Annotated in this window: 17 protein-coding genes and 1 riboswitch; of the genes, 7 read left to right on the forward strand and 10 right to left on the reverse strand. The window is 71.3% G+C overall.

The window, feature by feature from the left end:
- Window positions 1-15: 15 nt before the first annotated feature.
- The 3 genes from BKK80_RS18905 to BKK80_RS18915 all read left to right on the forward strand — a co-directional run bounded on the left by BKK80_RS18905 (window position 16) and on the right by BKK80_RS18915 (window position 3,096).
- The gene (locus BKK80_RS18905) at window positions 16-693 is read left to right on the forward strand and encodes a response regulator transcription factor (protein WP_071070482.1); all 678 of its coding nucleotides are present in this window, start codon (window positions 16-18) and stop codon (window positions 691-693) included.
- Entirely contained in the window at window positions 657-2,039 is a 1,383-nt protein-coding gene (locus BKK80_RS18910) for an ATP-binding protein (RefSeq protein WP_071070485.1), read from the forward strand. The genes BKK80_RS18905 and BKK80_RS18910 overlap by 37 nt, the downstream gene beginning before the upstream one ends.
- Before the next feature lie 157 nt (window positions 2,040-2,196).
- Complete coding sequence (locus BKK80_RS18915) at window positions 2,197-3,096, forward strand: hypothetical protein (RefSeq protein ID WP_071015745.1); 900 nt, start codon at window positions 2,197-2,199, stop codon at window positions 3,094-3,096.
- Here the strand turns inward: BKK80_RS18915 and BKK80_RS18920 are convergent.
- Window positions 3,093-4,526: an MFS transporter gene (locus tag BKK80_RS18920; protein ID WP_071070487.1), complete on the reverse strand. Its 1,434-nt coding sequence runs from the start codon at window positions 4,524-4,526 to the stop codon at window positions 3,093-3,095. The genes BKK80_RS18915 and BKK80_RS18920 overlap by 4 nt on opposite strands.
- A gap of 180 nt (window positions 4,527-4,706) precedes the next feature.
- The gene (locus BKK80_RS18925; RefSeq protein ID WP_071070491.1) at window positions 4,707-5,462 is read right to left on the reverse strand and encodes an SDR family NAD(P)-dependent oxidoreductase; all 756 of its coding nucleotides are present in this window, start codon (window positions 5,460-5,462) and stop codon (window positions 4,707-4,709) included.
- Window positions 5,463-6,153: 691 nt separating this feature from the next.
- Between BKK80_RS18925 and BKK80_RS18930 the strand changes: the two genes are divergently transcribed.
- Window positions 6,154-6,702 (forward strand): Spy/CpxP family protein refolding chaperone, encoded by a 549-nt coding sequence (locus BKK80_RS18930; RefSeq protein WP_071015751.1) that lies wholly within the window; start codon window positions 6,154-6,156, stop codon window positions 6,700-6,702.
- An 83-nt stretch (window positions 6,703-6,785) separates the two neighbouring features.
- On the opposite strand, the gene BKK80_RS18935 is transcribed toward BKK80_RS18930, so the two are convergent.
- The 7 genes from BKK80_RS18935 to BKK80_RS18965 all read right to left on the reverse strand — a co-directional run bounded on the left by BKK80_RS18935 (window position 6,786) and on the right by BKK80_RS18965 (window position 13,775).
- A complete protein-coding gene (locus tag BKK80_RS18935; RefSeq protein ID WP_071015753.1) occupies window positions 6,786-7,490 on the reverse strand; it encodes a riboflavin synthase in 705 nt (234 codons plus the stop codon).
- Window positions 7,491-7,633: 143 nt separating this feature from the next.
- Window positions 7,634-8,155 carry a 6,7-dimethyl-8-ribityllumazine synthase gene (locus BKK80_RS18940; protein WP_071015754.1) on the reverse strand — a complete coding sequence of 174 codons (522 nt, stop codon included), beginning with the start codon at window positions 8,153-8,155 and terminating at the stop codon, window positions 7,634-7,636.
- Window positions 8,156-8,238: 83 nt separating this feature from the next.
- Window positions 8,239-8,409: riboswitch (FMN riboswitch) on the reverse strand.
- A gap of 176 nt (window positions 8,410-8,585) precedes the next feature.
- Entirely contained in the window at window positions 8,586-9,569 is a 984-nt protein-coding gene (locus BKK80_RS18945) for a Bug family tripartite tricarboxylate transporter substrate binding protein (RefSeq protein ID WP_071015756.1), read from the reverse strand.
- 84 nt (window positions 9,570-9,653) lie between these two features.
- The gene (gene tcuB, locus BKK80_RS18950; RefSeq protein ID WP_071070493.1) at window positions 9,654-10,877 is read right to left on the reverse strand and encodes a tricarballylate utilization 4Fe-4S protein TcuB; all 1,224 of its coding nucleotides are present in this window, start codon (window positions 10,875-10,877) and stop codon (window positions 9,654-9,656) included.
- Complete coding sequence (tcuA, locus tag BKK80_RS18955) at window positions 10,864-12,273, reverse strand: FAD-dependent tricarballylate dehydrogenase TcuA (protein WP_071070495.1); 1,410 nt, start codon at window positions 12,271-12,273, stop codon at window positions 10,864-10,866. Before tcuA ends, tcuB begins: the two co-directional genes overlap by 14 nt.
- A gap of 92 nt (window positions 12,274-12,365) precedes the next feature.
- A complete protein-coding gene (locus BKK80_RS18960) occupies window positions 12,366-13,292 on the reverse strand; it encodes a LysR family transcriptional regulator (RefSeq protein WP_071015762.1) in 927 nt (308 codons plus the stop codon).
- Window positions 13,293-13,394: 102 nt separating this feature from the next.
- Window positions 13,395-13,775 carry a DUF427 domain-containing protein gene (locus tag BKK80_RS18965; RefSeq protein WP_071015764.1) on the reverse strand — a complete coding sequence of 127 codons (381 nt, stop codon included), beginning with the start codon at window positions 13,773-13,775 and terminating at the stop codon, window positions 13,395-13,397.
- A 385-nt stretch (window positions 13,776-14,160) separates the two neighbouring features.
- On the opposite strand from BKK80_RS18965, the gene BKK80_RS37775 reads away from it, so the two are divergent.
- Window positions 14,161-14,526, forward strand: a complete 366-nt coding sequence (locus tag BKK80_RS37775) for a CzcE family metal-binding protein (protein ID WP_071037840.1) — start codon at window positions 14,161-14,163, stop codon at window positions 14,524-14,526.
- Here BKK80_RS37775 and BKK80_RS18975 read toward each other — a convergent pair.
- Window positions 14,511-15,443: a LysR family transcriptional regulator gene (locus BKK80_RS18975; RefSeq protein WP_071037839.1), complete on the reverse strand. Its 933-nt coding sequence runs from the start codon at window positions 15,441-15,443 to the stop codon at window positions 14,511-14,513. The two genes, BKK80_RS37775 and BKK80_RS18975, sit on opposite strands and share 16 nt — an antisense overlap.
- 148 nt (window positions 15,444-15,591) lie before the next feature.
- On the opposite strand from BKK80_RS18975, the gene BKK80_RS18980 reads away from it, so the two are divergent.
- Both BKK80_RS18980 and BKK80_RS18985 read left to right on the forward strand, forming a co-directional pair.
- Window positions 15,592-16,272, forward strand: a complete 681-nt coding sequence (locus BKK80_RS18980) for a CoA transferase subunit A (RefSeq protein WP_071070497.1) — start codon at window positions 15,592-15,594, stop codon at window positions 16,270-16,272.
- Complete coding sequence (locus BKK80_RS18985; RefSeq protein WP_071015769.1) at window positions 16,269-16,934, forward strand: 3-oxoacid CoA-transferase subunit B; 666 nt, start codon at window positions 16,269-16,271, stop codon at window positions 16,932-16,934. The genes BKK80_RS18980 and BKK80_RS18985 overlap by 4 nt, the downstream gene beginning before the upstream one ends.
- The last annotated feature ends 69 nt before the right edge of the window (window positions 16,935-17,003 follow it).

A 17,003-nucleotide genomic window follows, 5' to 3' on the forward strand; every position in this document is an offset into this window, starting at 1 on the left:
GCCGCGGGAGGAGGAATGCGGGTATTGCTGGTCGAAGACGACCCCATGATCGGCGCGACGCTGGCCGCGGCGCTGAAGGATGCCTCCTACGCAACCGACTGGGTGCAGGACGGACTGGCCGCCCTGACCACGCTGGATTGCCAGCACTACGACCTGGTCCTGCTCGACCTGGGCCTGCCCGGCAAGGACGGCCTGGAGGTACTGGCCAGCCTGCGCGCGCGCGATAACCCGGTGCCCTTGCTGATCATCACGGCCCGCGATGGCCTGGATGACCGCCTGCGCGGCCTGGACAGCGGCGCGGACGACTACGTGCTCAAGCCGTTCGAACTGGCGGAACTGCTGGCCCGCATGCGCGCCGTGCTGCGGCGCAAGGGCGGCAGCGCCGCGCCGGTTCTCGGCAATGGGGTGGTGTCGCTCGATCCGGCGACGAAGGCAGCGAGCGTCAGCGGCGGCGCGCCGGTACAGCTGTCCAATCGCGAGTTCTCCTTGCTGCGGGCGCTGCTGGTCCGGCCGGGGGCCATCCTCTCGCGCAGCGAGCTGGAGGACCGCATCTACGGCTGGGGCGAAGAAGTCGAGAGCAATGCCGTCGAATTCCTGATCCATGCGCTGCGGCGCAAGCTGGGCAGCGACGTCATCAAGAACGTCAGGGGCGTGGGATGGATGGTCTCAAGAATAGTCTCGGAAGACGCCTGAACGAGTCGGTACAGCTCAAGCTGTCCTTCACGCTGTCGCTGGCCATACTCGCGCTGGCCATCGTCGCCGGCGCCTTCTCGTTCCTGTCGGCCCTGGGCGAAGCCCATGAACTGCAGGACGATGTCCTGCGCCAGGTAGCGCACCTGGTGGATCGGCAGCACCTGCTGCCGGCGGAGCCGGGGGCCGCCACCGAATTCAAGCAGGGCGATGAAGACGCACGGGTGATCGTGCAGGGCCTCGGCGATGGCGCCACTTCCCGGCTGAGCGTGGACGAAGGAGGAGCGCTGCCGCTCCCCGCAACCCTGCCCGATGGCCTGCACACGCTTGAGGTCGGCGGCGAGACGTTCCGTGTACTGGTCAAGACCACGCGTGCCGGCGAGCGTATCGCGGTCGCGCAGGAATCGGGCTTCCGCAATGAAATCGCCCGCGATGGCGCGCTGCGCACCGTGATGCCCTTCCTCATCCTGGTGCCGATCCTGCTGCTGATCGTCGCCGACCTGGTGCGCAAGATGTTCCGCCCCATCGCGGCGCTCTCCCGGGAGATCGACCAGCGCGCCGAACAGGACCTGCACCCGATCGAAGACCGGCATCTGCCTGCCGAGGTACGGCCCTTCGCCGTGGCCATCAACCGCTTGCTCGCCCGCGTCGGCCAGGCCATGGAGTCCCAGCGCCGCTTCGTCGCGGATGCGGCCCACGAGTTGCGCTCGCCGCTGACCGCCCTGTCGCTGCAGGCGGAGCGGCTCGCAGACGCGGAAATGTCAGCGGCGGCACGGGACAGGCTGGCGGTGCTGCGGCAGGGCATCGAGCGCGGCAGGAACCTGCTGGACCAGTTGCTGACCTTGGCCAGGGCCCAGGCCGTGGCGGCATCGCCGACATCCCCCGTGTCCGTCCAGCACGTCTTCCGCCGTGTGCTGGAAGACCTGCTGCCGCTGGCCGAGGCCAAGCACATCGACATCGGCGTCGAGGGAACGCAGGACGCGCGGGTATGGGTGAGCGAGCTGGACCTGACCGCCGTGGTGAAGAACCTGGTCGACAATGCCATCCGCTATACGCCGGCGGGCGGACGCGCCGATCTCTCGGTAAGCGTGGCGCAGGGGCATGCCGTGCTGCGCATCCAGGACAGCGGGCCGGGCATCCCGGCGCAAGAGCGGGACCGGGTGTTCGACCCGTTCTACCGGACGCTGGGCAACGGGCAGCTCGGCTCGGGCCTGGGGCTGTCCATCGTCCGGACGATCGCCGATCGCATCGGCGCGGAGATCCGCCTCGACTTTGCCGACGAGGCGAAGCAGGCGGGCTTGTGCGTCACGCTGCGGATTCCGCTGGCGGGGCCGCTGCCGCCGGCCTGAGGGCCGTGCTGCCCGCGCCGCGGCGAGCCGGCACCTGACCGTGCGGCGCGCGCTGCCATACAATGCAGTCGAGCCTGCCCGCACCAGCGCGCCGCCCGTGCGGGCGGCCGCCGGCAAAGCCGGGCGAGGCCATCGCCATCCACCGGATGACTGCATCATGTATCGCCCCCGCACCTTTCTTCCCGTTCCGCCGTCCTCCCGCCTGACTCCCTGCCTGGCCGCCCTGGCGACCGTGTTCGCCGCCGCGGGCACGCCCGCCCGGGCCGAGGACGCAGCGCCCGCCAGGGACACCGGCGTCTGCCGCACCGCGTGGTTCGCGCACGGCGGCCACGTGCAGATGGAGGCCGACGGCAATATGCCGCTGTCGCGCCGCTCCACGCAGCAGCCGCCGCGGGCCACGGCCGCGGGCTGCGAGGTCGAGATCGAGATCCGTTCCAAGACCGCGCTGGCAGCCCTGATGGGGCCGCCCATCGTCACCGAGCAGCAGCAGCGCGTGCTGATCCAGCCCCCGGCCGACGGGCAGCAGGCCAGCGTCACCGGCAGCGCCATGGTCAACGCCTGGGGGCCGCATGCCCGCCTGTACGGCATGACCACCATCGACGGCCTCGGCCTGCTGGACTACCAGTACCGCGGCCAGGACCTGCGCGAAGGCAGCATGCTCGACGGGGAAACCGTAGATTCCAGCGCGTCCTTCACCATCTACGCGCGCGAGTCGGGCGAGGAAGTCGGCAAGCTGGTGGCCCCGCACGCCACGGTCGAGATCAGCGTGCGCCAGGTCGGCAAGCGCCGGGTGATCCAGACCGCGCTGGGCCCGTCGGAATGCCTGCCGATCCGTTATGTGCGCACCACCTCGGTCGGGCGCCTGATCGTGGCCGGCGTGCAGGTGCTGACCGAACCGTCACGCATGAGCGTCACCGACTGGTTCTGCCCCGCCGAGGGCTTCGTGATGCGCCAGGACATCGTCGAAGGCGGCGAGGCGCAGCGCATCGACACCACCATGGCCGACCGCGCGCAGGCGCCGGCGCCTGCGCCGGCCTCCCCTCGCACCAGCGACTAGCGCCCTGGCGCCGGGCCCGGCGCGTCGGCCCCCGGCGTCGCCATGCCGCCTGCGGGCACCGCCAGGCGCAGCGCGCTGGCCACGCTGGCCAGCGCGGAGAAGGCCGCGCCCAGGCCCAGCGCCAGGGTCGGGCCGTGGCGCCCGGCGATGCCGAAGCTGGCCGCCACCAGCGCCGCGCCGGTGGCCTGGCCGAGCAGGCGCGCGGTGGCGATCACGCCGCTGGCGCCGCCGCTGCGCTCGCGCGGCGCGCTCGACATCAGGGCCTTCAGGTTAGGCGACTGGAAGAAGCCGAAGCCCGCGCCGCAGATCGCCATGCGGATGCCGATGTCGAACGCCGAGGGCGACACCGGCAGCATGGCCAGCGAGGCCATGCCCACGGCCAGCACCGCCAGGCCGATGCCGCCCAGCAGGCCGGGCGGGTAGCGGTCGGACAGGCGGCCGGCCAGCGGTGCCATCAGCGCCACCACCAGCGACCACGGCGTCATCAGGAAGCCGGTCTCCACCTGGCTGCGGCCGAGCACGGTCTGGAAATAGAACGGCAGCGAGACGAAGGCCAGGCCCTGGGCGGCGAAGGAGCAGATCGCCGTCACCGTGGACAATGCGAACAGCGGCCGCCGGAACAGGTCCACCGGCAGCATCGGCGCCGGGTGGCCGCGCTCGCGGCGCAGCAGCAGCGCGAACGCCACCAGGAATACCGCCAGCGCCGCCAGCGTCCAGTGCAGCGGCGCATGCTGCGAGCCCTCGCCCAGGGCGAAGATCAGCGCGGCGAAGGTGATCACGTTGAGCCCGGCGGCGACCCGGTCGAAGCCGTGCCCGCTGCGTGCCGTCTGTGGCAGCGAGGACCAGGCGATCGACAGCGCCAGCAGGCCGATCGGCAGGTTCACGGCGAACAGCCAGGGCCAGTTGCCGACCGACAGGATCACCGAGGCCACGGTCGGTCCCAGCGCGAAGGACATGCCCACCACCAGCGCGTTCAGCCCGACTCCGCGGCCGAGCCGGTGCATCGGGTAGAGAGCGCTGATCAGCGCCGTGTTGACGCTCATGATGGCGCTCGCGCCGATGCCCTGCAGCACGCGCGCGGCGGCCAGCGTGGGCAGCGACCACGACAGCGCGCATACCAGCGAGGACAGCAGGAACAGCACCACCCCGCCCAGGTAGATGCGCCGGTGGCCGAGGATGCCGCCGAGCGCGGCGAAGGGCAGCAGGGTCGCCACCATGGCGAGCTGGTAAGCGTTGATGACCCATACCGAGGCGGCCGGCGTGGCATGCAGGTCGGCGGCGATCGAAGGCAGCGCGGTGTTGGCGATGGCGGTGTCGAGCGTGGCCAGGGCCACCGCGATCATGATGGCGGCCATGCCGCGGCGCTCGCGCGCATTGAGGGGACGGTCGGCCGGGCGCGCCGTGGCCTGGGGTTCGGGAGTGCTGGGCATAGGGTGCGGCCTGTTGCGTGCTGCTTGCGGCGCGCACCCTGGCGGGCGCCGCCACGTCGCCGTGCGGCGCTGGCTGTCGGGGTCTTTGTCTGACGTCAGACGACACGATAAGGGAAAACACGGAAGTCTGCAGGCGTGGCGCACACGCGCCGGCGCCCACCAAGCGCCGGCACCATCACGTCAAGCCAGGTTGAGGCCGCCGTCGGCCAGCACGATCTCACCGGTCAGGTAGGACGATGACACCAGCATGGCCACGATCTCGGCAATGTCCTCCGGGCTGGCCCCGCGCCGCATCGGCGCGCGCTCGCGCCAGAGCGCGTGCGCCTGCGTCCAGTCGGCCGTCAGCGGAGTATCGACCAGGCCGGGCGCCACCGCGTTGACGCGGATCTCGGGCGCCAGCGCCAGGGCCAGCAGCCGGGTCGTATGGTTGAGTGCGGCCTTGCTCGCCGCATAGGGGATGGAAGCCCCCTTGGGCCGTATCCCGGCGTGGGAGCTGATGTTGACCACGCAGCCCGGCCGGCCCCGCGCGGCGGCCGCGCGCAGCGCCCCCTCCGCCTCGGCCACCAGCCGGAATGGCGCCACCACATTGACCTCGTGCATGGCCTGCCAGACCGCAGCGGTGGCCGCGCCCAGGTCGGCGTGGGGAATCACGCCGCTGATGCCGGCGTTGTTGACCAGGACGTCCAGCCGTCCCCATGCCGCCTGCGCCTCGCCTACCAGGCGCGTCCGCTCGGCGTCGTCGGCCAGGTCTGCCTGGACGTAGACCGCGTGGCCGAGTTCGGCGGCCAGCGCCCTGCCCGCCTCGGCGGAACGGCGCGAATGAAGCACCACGGCAAAGCCGTCGCGCGACAGCCGGCGCGCGACGGCGGCGCCGATGCCGGAGGTGGAGCCGGTGACGAGGGCCACCGGACGGTCAGCAAGGATGGGCGGTTTCATGGGTACGGACATACTCGGGACGGGATCGGAGAGCCGGGCCGCCCCGCTCGGAGCCGCAGCGGGCCGGCACGGCGCACGGGGGGAAGCGGGCCGCATGGCCCGGCCGGGATCGGAGGTGCGATCCGTGAGAGCGGCGGCGGGGACCGCCATGCCGGCGGATGGCGCCGGAGGCGTGCCCGCAGGCCAGCCCCGCCGGTGGGCCGGGGCTATGCGCGGCAACGGGCTTGGCACCGCCGCGTCACGCCTGCAGACATCATGCAGCGGATTGTAGCGTGGCGGACAAGCAAGGGATGCTCCCTGCGCCGCACGCCATCCTTGACCATGGACTCAAACGCGGCACCACCCGCCTTCCCACCCGCTTCCCTGGAACCAGACCGCCAGACGCGCGCTATGCGTGCGTCTGGCGCACGTCATGCGCGCTTTGTGCGCGCGGCATAAAGCACCCGCCTTGACTTCGCAGGGACGGCCATTAGTATTTTTTGTGAAGACTCCCTCTTTCCGCGGCCAGAGCGCGGCCGTGCCCTCGCAACGAGGAGCACCACGGCGCGGCGCGGAACCCCCATGTGCGAACGCCACCGCAATCGCCTCGCTTCCCGCACGCCCGCCTGCATGTGCCGGGCGGATGACTTCAGCCACCGTTTACGTTTGCCTGGTGGCTCCCGCCCCTTCCCCCGATGAACAGGAAACAACAATGCACCCTACCGCTCGCACCCTCCGTTCCGCCGCCACGCCGGCCTTGCTGGCCCTGGCCCTGATGGCCGGCCCGGCGCTCGCCCAGAGCAGCGCCAGCGCTCCGATGTCGACGCCCGCCGCGGCGGGCAAGCGCACGCCGGCCCTGCAGCACGAGGCGGCCGTCGAACAGCGCATCAAGCAGTTGCACGACCAGATGCAGATCACCGCCCAGCAGGCGCCGCAGTGGGACGCCTTCGCGCAGGCCATGCGCGACAACGGCAAGCGCGCCGGCGAGGCCTACCAGGAACACGCGCAGAAGCTGTCGACGATGAACGCCGACGAAGCCATGAAGTCCTACGCTTCGCTGGCACAGATGCACGCCGACCATATGCAGAAACTGAGTGCGGCCTTCAGCCCGCTCTATGCCACGCTGTCGGACACGCAGAAGGCGACCGCCGACCGGCTGTTCCGCCATGAGCATGAGCGCCACCATGGCGGCGACATGCACCACGGCATGCGCCACGGCATGCGGCCGGGCGCATCGTCACCGGCGGCAGCCGGCGGTTGAGGAGCGGTTGAGGTGCCGCGCCAGGGCCGCGGCCGGAAACCGCGGCAAAGGGCGGCAAGCGGCGGCAGCCAGGGGGAGCGCGCCTACTGCGGCAGCTCGTTCGGCTCGATCAGGTCGTCGAGCGTCAGGCCCTTTTCCTTCAGGATGGCTTCCAGCACGGGCTGCAGCTTGCCCAGGGTTTCCTGCACCGTTTCGCGCACGGTGTCGACCACCACCTGGGTAGCGCGTTCGATCTCGACATTGAGCGCGTCGCCGGGCTGCTTCTGCTCGAACACCGTGGCGCGGCGCGTCTCGGGAATCAGCCACACTTCGAACCAGCCTTCGGCGCGGTTGACCTCCGCCACGGTCAGGCTGGCGCCGTTGACGGCGATATAACCCTTGGCGAAGACGTACTTGCGGAACGCCGGCGGGATACCGATGCGCAGCACGCGGTTGTTGTCCGAGTGGCGCACGCTCAGCAGGGTAGTGGCGAAATCGACGTGCCCGGACAAGGGATGGCCGCCGATCTCTGCGCCGTCCTTGGCCGCGCGCTCGACATTGACCTCGCCGGCCTGGGCATAACCACCCAGCGTGGTGATATTCAGGCTCTGCTGCATCACGTCGAAGGAGGCCGCGGTCGGCGACAGCAGCTCGGTCACGGTCAGGCAGACACCGTCGACCGAGACGCTGGCGCCGATCGCCAGGTCCTGGCAGAAGCCGGGCGGGAATTCGAGTGCGAAGGTGCGCAGGCCCTCGCGGTCCTGGATGGCGGCGATCTTCGCCACGCCCTGGATGATGCCGGTGAACATGATGCTGTCTTCCCAAACTGGTCGGTGGTCCCGCGGGACCGCGGGGGGATCCGCCGGATCCCCGCCTGGATGCGGCGCCGGCCCGGCGCCGCCGCCATTGTCGCTCAAGCAGGCGGCGCGCGCTGGCGCCCCGCCCGCCGCACTCATGCCGCGGCCAGGCGGCCGAGGCTGGCGATGGTCTGCACGCAGGCGTTGGCCGCTTCCTTGCCCTTGACGACGAAGTGCTCGGTGAAATAGCGGCGGTGCTCTTCGTGATCGTGGAAGCTCTTCGGCGTCAGCACGGCGGAGAGCACCGGCACCTCGGTGTCGAGCTGCACGCGCATCAGGCCCGAGATCACCGCGTCGGCGACGAACTCGTGGCGGTAGATGCCGCCGTCGACCACCAGCGCGCACGCCACCACGGCATCGTAGCGGCCGCTGGCGGCCAGCTTGCGCGCATGCAGCGGGATCTCGAAGGCGCCCGGCACGTCGATGACATCGATGGCATCGCGCGCCACGCCGAGCCGGACCGCTTCGGCCAGGAAGGCGTCGCGCGCGCTATGGACGATGCCGGCGTGCCATTGGGCACAGATGAGGGCAATGCGGCCGCCCGCTCCGCCGGAGCCCGGCGACGAGGAAGAACGGCCTTCGTGAACGAGTTGATACGAGGGGGTCAGCTGATTCATGGCTTTCCTTGGAGAGGTTTCCAGAATCAGGGCGCACGAGCGCTGCCTCCCGGGCCCGGCAGGCCAGGCAGGAGGCGAACACATCGCGCTCTCTTCCATCCGGACTATGACCGTCGGCTTCGGAATCGCACCGAATCTGCTGACCCCGGCCTGTGGGCAGGCCGGGCGCTCGCGGGCTAATGCGGGCTAGCGCGAGACGCGCGACAACCGCCATTACCGCCGGTGGGGACTTTCACCCCGCCCTGAGAACGCTGTTGCGGCAGTGCCGCAACGGGAAGATTCTGCCTCAAGGCAGCGCCGTCCGGCAAGGCCGGAGGTGATGCCGGCGGCAGAAAACCGAAGACAGGCGGCACACCGCGCACCTGGCGCCGTGCCGCTGGCGACCGCGGCGGCACGGCGCCTGCAGAGCGGAACGCGATGGCCGCGCCGCTCACTCGGCCGACGCGCCCGATTCCTTCGCCACCTTGCCCCATTTGGCCGTCTCGGTGCGGATGAAGGCGGCCAACTGCTGCGCGTTCATATTGCCGGCCGTCACGCCCTGCTCCTCGAAGCGCTTCTGCACCTCGGGCTGCTTCAGCACCTTGGCCAGCTCCGCGCCGACGCGCTGCTCGATCTCCGCCGGCGTGCCGTGCGGCGCCACCAGCGCGTACCAGGTGGTCACCTCGAAGCCTTTGACGCCGCTCTCGTCGAGCGTGGGCACCCCCGGATACGCGGAGGAGCGCCTGGCGGTGGTGACGGCCAGCGCTTTCACCGCGCCGCTGCGCACGTGCGGCGCCGCCGACGGGCTGGTCTCGATCGCCATCTGGATCTGGCCGGCGATCAGGTCGGTCATCATCGGCGCACCGCCCTTGTAAGGCACGTGCGAGAGATCGGTGCCCGTCATGGCGCGGAACAGCTCGCCCGACAGGTGCTCGGTGCTGCCGATGCCGGCCGAGCCGTAGTTGACCTTGCCCGGATGCTGCCGGATGTAGGCAATCAGCTCCGGCACCGTCTTGGCCGGGATCGCGGGATTGACCAGCAGCACATTGGGGGTCAGCGCCACCAGGCCGACCGGGTCGAGGTCGCGCGTGAACTCGTAGGGCAGCTTCTTGTAGATTCCCGGCGCCATGGTGTGCGCCACGGTGGCGAGCAGGAAGGTGTAGCCGTCGGGCTGGGCGCGCGCCACCACGCTCGCGCCCAGCGTGCCGCCGGCGCCGGGCCGGTTGTCGATCACCACCGGCTGGCGCAGGGCCTCGCCCAGTTTCTGCCCGACGATGCGGCCGATGATGTCGGTGGTGCCGCCCGCGGCGAAGGGCACCACCAGCGTGACAGGCCGCGCGGGCCAGGCCTGGGCCAGCACCGGCGCGGCGCCGGCGAGCATCAGCGCCGTGCCCAGCAGGCCGGCGAGCACGGTTCTGCGTGCGTGGGTCGTCATGGGTTCGTCTCCTCTTGGCAATGTCGCAATGTCGCAATGTCGCAATGTCGCGATGTCTTTATCGTGATCGGTGCCGCGCGGCTCTCAGTCCGAGCCCAGCTTCAGCGTGTCCGGCTGGCGCTTCTCGATGGCCGACTTCAGCAGCGCCGCGCTGCGGTAGATGCCGTGCGCGAACTTGCCGTAGGGCAGCGTGGCGAACAGCGCCATCACCACGCCCAGGTGCACCGCCAGCAGCGCGGCCATGGCGCCGCTGTCGCGCCCGGCCAGCAGGGCCAGGCCGCTGAGCGCCGTCAGCAGCAGCAGGGCGATGAAGCCGCGGTCCATCGGTCGCTGGGCCGCGTCGCCGCGTGCCGGGTCGCGGCGCAGGTTCAGCCACAGCAGGCCGGCGCTGCCGATCGAGAGCGCGACGCCGCCGATGGTGCCGAGCAGCACCGGCGCGCTGAGATAGGCGTAGGGGGCGTGCCAGCCGAAGGCGTAGTGGTAGAGCGTCGCCACCGCGGTGGCGGCGAAGCACAGCAGGAAGCCGTAGAAGGTGCAGTGGTGGAAGCGGCGCCGCGCCAGCGTGAAGCGGTCATCCTCCTCGTTGCAGCCCTCGCCGTGCCCGCCATCCAGGTAGGTCAGCGTGAACGCGTCGTGCGCGGCCTCGGCCAGCGCCGGCGCGCCGGCGCGGCCGGGCGAAACGCTGCGCCAGAAACGCGTCACGCCGAACGCCAGCGCCAGCAGCGCGAAGGCGAAGACCGCGCCGAACATCGCCGCCATCAGGTTGTGCGGGAAGATCGCGTAGAAGTCGCCCGCCAGCGGCGCGTGCCACAGCGTGCCGTGGCGCGCCAGCGCCAGCAGCAGGAACAGCGCCAGGCCGGCGGCCAGCGCCAGCGCCACGGTGAGCCCGTTGCGCTTGTACAGCGCGCCCAGCGCCGGCGGCCAGGCATAGTCGGCATAGGTCTGGCCGCGCACGCGCGCCATCGCCTGCGGCACGTTGACGCCGAAATCGTGGGGCGGCGCGTACTGGCAGGCGTGGTAGCAGGCGCCGCAGTTGTGGCACAGGTTGGCCAGGTAGTGGATATCGGCCTTGCCGAACTCCAGGCGGCGCGTCATGGCCGGGAACACCGCGCAGAAGCCCTCGCAATAGCGGCAGGCATTGCAGATCTGCATCTGGCGCGCGACCTCTTCTTCATTCTCCGTCAGCGGCAGCACGCGGATCACGCGCCGCGGCGCGGATGCCTCGGCCGGCGCCTGCGCCAGGGCCTGCGCCTCGCGCGTGAGGGCCGACAGCGTGGCCGGCGCGGACAGGGTCTCAGGCTGCTTCATCTTGCTTTCCTCGTTGCTGCGCGGCGGCCTGTGCCGCCTGTGTGCCCGCGATGCGGCCGAAGGCGGTGCCGATCGACATGCCGACGCCGGCCGTGTATCCCTTGCCGAGCACGTTGCCGGCCATCATCTCGCCGGCCACGAACAGGTTGTCGCTCGGCACGCCGCCGAAGTGCACCGCCGCCTGCTCGTTCACCTTGAGGCCGAGGTAGGTGAAGGTGATGCCGGGGCGCAGCGGGTAGCCGTAGAACGGCGCGGTATCGAGCGGGCGCGCCCAGTGCGTCTTGGGCGGCACGATGCCCTCGGTGTGGCAGTCGTCGAGCCGGGTGTGGTCGAAGGTGCCGACGCGGCAGGCCGCGTTATAGGCCTCGATGCTCTGCAGGAAAGCCGCCTCGGGCAGGTCCAGCTTGCGCGCCAGCCCCGGCAGCGTATCGGCCTGGGTGCCGGGAAAGACCGGCGGCATGAAGCGGCCCACCGCCTTGGCGTCGATGATGGAATAGCCGATCTGGCCCGGCTGCTGCGCCACCAGCCGGCCCCAGATGGCATAGCGCTTGGGCCAGAAGTCCTCGCCCTCGTCGTAGAAGCGCCGGGCATCGCGGTTCAGCACCACGCCCAGCGAAACGCAATCGATGCGCGTGCAGATGCCGCCGTCGTAGAGCGGCGCGCGCGCGTCGATGGCCACGCAGTGCGACTGCGAGGGATCGCCGATGGCGTCCGCGCCGGCATCGATCATGTAGCGCAGCAGCACGCCCATGTTGTAACGGGTGCCGCGGATCAGGAAATTGTCGGCCGGCCACTCACCGCGCTCGTTGCGGCCCCAGGCCTCGCGCAGCCAGCCGCGGTTGGACTCGAAGCCGCCGGCGGCCAGCACGCAGGCGCGCGCGGCGATGCGCTCGCGGCCGATGCGCGCGGCGACGAAGCGGCCGCCGTCCAGCTCGATGGCATCGACCGGCGCCTGGTAGCGGATCTGCACGCCCAGTGCCTCGGCGCTGCGGTAGTAGGCATTGACCAGGGCCTTGCCGCCGCCCATGAAGAAGGCATTGGTGCGCGCCACGTGCAGTGCGCCGGACAACGGCGGCTGGAAGCGCACGCCGTGCTTGCGCATCCATGGCCGGCAGCTGGAGGAAGCGCGGATCACCAGCCGCGCCAGCGTCTCGTCGGTGAGGCCGCCGGTGACCTTGAGCAGGTCCTGCCAGTACTCCTCCTCGGGATAGGCGTCGACCAGCACATCCTGCGGCGCGTCGTGCATGCAGCGCAGGTTGCGCGTGTGCTGCGAATTGCCGCCGCGCCACGCGCGCGGCGCCGCTTCCAGCATCAGCACGGAAGCACCGGCTTCGCGCGCCATCAAGGCTGCGCACAGGGCAGCGTTGCCGCCGCCGATGACCAGGACGTCCCACATATTCCGCTCCGCCTCCCGCACTGCTTGGTGTCGAAGCGCGGACTGTAGCGAGCGGGGCGAGGCGGCGCCAGACGCGCCGGCTCAAGGGGTCTTCAGGCTTTGTGAAGGGTGGCCCCGGGCCAGCGCCCGGCCTTGACCAGCTCGCGCGTGACGCTGGCCAGCGTGTTGCGCGCCGCCAGCCCGGCCGGCGACAGCTCGTCGTCGGACAGGCTGACCAGCAGGTTGGGACGGTGCACGGCGCGGTCGGCGATGCCGATCATGGCAAGCGGCTCGCCCGCCACCCGGCCGACCGCCGCGCCCGGCTGCACGGTGGCGCCGAGGCCGGCGCGCACCGCGTCCATCAGCATGGCGAGCCCATCGATCTCGGCCACCACATTGGGCTGGCAGCGGCTGCGCAGGAAGGCGGCGTTGAGCACCGAGCGCAGCCCGTGCGGGCTGCTCGGCAGGATCAGCGGCAGATCGCGCAACGCCGACAGCCGCGTGGTGGCGGTGGACGGCAGGCCTGGCAAGCCGGGGCGGGCGATGACGAAGAGGCGTTCGGTCAGCAGCGGAGTCACGCTCCAGCGCTGCCCGGCGGCGGTCTGGAACAGCACCGCGAGGTCGAGCTGGCGCGCGCCGATCATCGCGCCGAGGTTGCCGGACAGGCTCTCGACCAGGTGCAGGCGGATGTCGGGATAGCGCTCGCGCATGGCCTGCAGGAAGGGCAGGCCGAGCACGGTGATGGTGCTGGGCGCCATGCCCACGCTGACGTGGCCGGACAGGCGCGCGAGCTGGGCCGCGCGCACGGCGTCGTCGGCATGGCGCAGGGCCAGCTGCGCCTGGCGCCAGAAGGCCAGCCCGGCGTCGGTCGGCACCACGCCGGTGGAGGTGCGCTGCAGCAGCCGGGTCGACAGCTCGCTCTCCAGCCGGCTGATCTGCTGGCTCAGCGCCGAGGTCACCACGCCCAGCTTCTGCGCGGCCTGGCCCATGCTGCCGAGTTCGACCACCTGTACGAAGTAGCGCAGTTGCCTGAGCTCCATGCCCTTCCCTTGGATATCCGATCCCGCGGATTCTAGCGGCATGGCGCGGGACACGGCACATGCCCTGCCCTGAGCACGCCCGGGGGCGTGCTCAGGGCAGGCTCAGGGCGCCACTTCCTCGATGCGGTCGACCCGGTCGGGATAGAAGGCGAGGTAGCCGGCGATCTGCGCCACCGCCGCATACGGGGCTTCGTACGACCACACTGCGTTGATGGCGCGCGTGCCGCCCACGGGGATGCTGAAGTAGCTGCAATCGCCCTTGTATGGGCAGTAGGTGGCGTGGCCGGTGCGCGCCAGCAGCGCCATGTCGGCATCCTCGCGCGGCAGGTACTGCACCGCCGCGTACGACGCCTCGCGCAGCGTCAGCGCGCGCCGGCTGTCGGCCACCACGCGGCCGGCGACCGTGACGATGACCCGGGCCGGATTGGGCGTCACGGTGATGGGATGGTCGGGTCCGGGAATCTTGACCGGCTTGGCCGTCATGACAGGCCTCCTGCGGGAAGGGGACGGAAGGGACGGAAGGAGACGCGGAGGCATCGGCAGCGGAAGCCGCGACGGCGCCGCGTCCGCCACAGTATGCGCCGCCCGGCGGCGGCACGCCCTTCAGGAAGAAAACGACTTGCATCTGTGAAATCAAGTCATTTTTGGAATTTCATCCACGGCACTACACTGACGCCAGGGTTAACCCTGAACCGCGTTCTTGTACACGACCAGCCACACGACGCCCCCAGGCCCTGCGGAGACGACGCCCCTCCGCGCTGCGCACGCACCGTTCCTCCGCAACGGGGAACGGTGCGCGGCCCGGCAAGACTCCGGCGCCCCCTGTCCCGCCCGGGACTGCCATCCCGCCGGGGCCACGACTTGCACCATGAAGACCCAGACCTCCCTCCTCGCCGCCCTGCTGCTGCTGGGCGCCGCCTCTGCCTGGAGTACTCCCGCCGCCGCCATCCCCGCCCCCAGCGCGCCCCCCAGCGCGGATAGCCGCCTGTTCGGCAGTCCCGCCCGTCTCGACACCGTCACCCGCACCATCGACGTCACCCCCGGCACGCGTCGCGTGCTGGTCGGCTCGGGCGAATCGGTCGCCATCCGCGCCGGCGGCCAGACCGTCGGCTGGACCTTCCTGCAGGCCATCGGCGGCAGTTCGATGAAGCTGGCCCTGCTGATGCCCGGCGTGCCGCAGGCCAAGGACGTCTACATCCAGATCGCGCCGAGCGAGATCTACAGCGGCGGCTGAGCGCCGCCCGCCTCGCGCCGCGCCGGCCGCCCGGCGCGGCAGCGTTCCAGCAGGCGCAGCACCGCCGGCGCCTGCACATTGCGCCGGTGCGCCACCGCCAGCGGCGAGCGCACGGCCTGCTGCGCCAGCGGCCGGTACACCACGTCCGGCGGCGCGAAGGCGCGCATCGACTCCGGCACCAGGGCCACGCCGAAGCCCGCCGCCACCATGCTGACGATGGTGGACATCTGCGGCGACAGCGTTTCGACGCGCGGCGCGAAACCGGCGCTGGCGCAGACCGCCTGGGTGATGGCATAGAAGCCCGTGCCCTCCTGCGTGTGGGTACAGAGGAAGGTCTCGCCGCGCAGGCGGGCGGGATCGACCACGGCCTGGCGCGCCAGCGCATGGCCGGCATGCACGGCCAGCACCACCGGCTCGTCGGCCACCTCCAGCAGCGCCACGCCTTCCGGCAACCCCGGCAGCGGCGGCCGCACGAAGCCTAGGTCGAGTTCGCCGTCGGCCAGCCGGGTGAGCTGCAGCGGCATCTCCATCTCGCGCAGGCTGAACTGCACGTCGGGATGATCCTGGCGGAAACGATGGATCAGGCGCGGCAGCAGGCCCGACAGCGCCGCCGAGGCAACGTAGCCGATCGCTATGCTGCCGGTCTCGCCACGGCTGGCGCGCGCGGTCGCCAGTTCGGCCAGTTGCAGGCGGCGCAGCACATCCTGCGCCTCGCGCAGCAGCACCGTCCCCACCTCGGTCAGCGCCAGGCGGCGCCCGCCGCGCGCCAGCAGCGGCGCGCCCACCCGCTGCTCGATCCAGCGCAACTGCTGGCTCAAGGCCGGCTGCGAGATGCCCAGGCGCTCGGCCGCGCGGCCGAAGTGCAAGGCCTCGGCCAGCGCGACGAAATAGCGGTAGTGCCTCACTTCCAGGTCCATGGAGCTCTCCTTGCCTGCCAGGCCGTCTTCATAAGCTCAGCTTATCAATATTTAAGGTGGCTGCCGTTGTGCCTATGCCTGCGGCCGGCACAAGATGCGGCTTCGGCGTGCGCGGCCAGTGCCGCGGCGCCCCCCGTGAGGAAGGCTGATGAAACGAGTGGACAAGCGCGTGGCGCGCTGCAGCGAGGCCGTGGCCGGCCTGCGCGACGGCGCCACGCTGATGGTGGGCGGCTTCGGCAGCGCCGGCCTGCCGGCGGCGCTGATCAACGCCGTGCTGGACCAGGGCGCGCGCGGGCTGACGGTGGTCTCCAACAATGCAGGCTTCGACAACGAAGGCGTGGCCAGCCTGATCGCGGCCGGACGCGTGCGCAAGCTGGTCTGCTCCTACCCGCTCACCGCCGGCGCCACCGCCTTCCGCGATGCCTACCGGCACGGCGAGGTCGAGCTGGAACTGGTGCCGCAGGGCACCCTGGTCGAACGCATCCGCTGCGCCGGCGCCGGCCTGGGCGGATTCCTCAGCCCGATCACGGTCGGTACGCCGCTGGCCGAGGGCAAGACGGTGCAGGAGGTCGGCGGCGTGGCCTATGTGCTGGAGCTGCCGCTGCGCGCCGACTTCGCGCTGGTCCGTGCGCATTGCGCCGACCGGCTCGGCAACCTGAGCTATCGCCTGGCGGGCCGCAATTTCAACCCGGTCATGGCGACCGCCGCCGAGGTGGTGGTGGCGGAAGTGGACAGCATGGTGGAAGCCGGCGCGCTCGACCCGGAACAGGTCGTGACCCCGGGCATCTTCGTCGACCGCGTCGTGCTGGCCCCGGGAGGCGCGGCATGAGCGGCCAGCCGAACCTTGCCCCCGGCGCCCGGCCCTGGACGCGCGAGGAGATCGCGCGCCGCGCCGCGCAGGACGTCCCGCACGGGGCCTACGTCAACCTGGGCATCGGCCTGCCCACCCAGGTCGCCGACTGGATGCCGCAGGACCGCGAAGTCTTCCTGCACAGCGAGAACGGCATCCTGCACCTCGGGCCGCGCCCGCCCGCCGGCCAGGAGGACGCCGAACTGGTCAATGCCAGCAAACAGCCGGTCAGCCTGCTGCCGGGCGCATCCCTGTTCGACTCGGCGCTCAGTTTCGCCATGATGCGCGGCGGACACCTCGACCTGGCCATCCTCGGCGCCTACGAAGTGGCGGCCAACGGCGACCTCGCCAACTGGACCCGCGCCGACCCCGGCACGCCGCCGGCCGTCGGCGGTGCGATGGAACTGGCCTTCGGCGCGCGCGCGGTCTGGGTGCTGATGGAGCACACCACGCGCGACGGCCGGCCGCGGCTGCGCGCGCGCTGCAGCCTGCCGCTGACCGCGGCCGGCGTGGTGCGCCGCATCTATACCGACCTGGCGGTGCTGGCGGTGACAGCGGACGGGCTGCGCGTCGAGGCGATGGCGCCCGGCGTGACCTGGTCCGCGCTGCAGGCGCTCACGGAGGCGCCGCTGCTGCGCTGAGGCCGCCGCGGGCGGGCGCCTGCGTGCCGGCGAACGCTGGCGTCGGCGCACTGTCGCACAGCGCCGCCG

The organism is Cupriavidus malaysiensis (genome assembly GCF_001854325.1).
Taxonomy (GTDB): Bacteria; Pseudomonadota; Gammaproteobacteria; order Burkholderiales; family Burkholderiaceae; genus Cupriavidus; species Cupriavidus malaysiensis.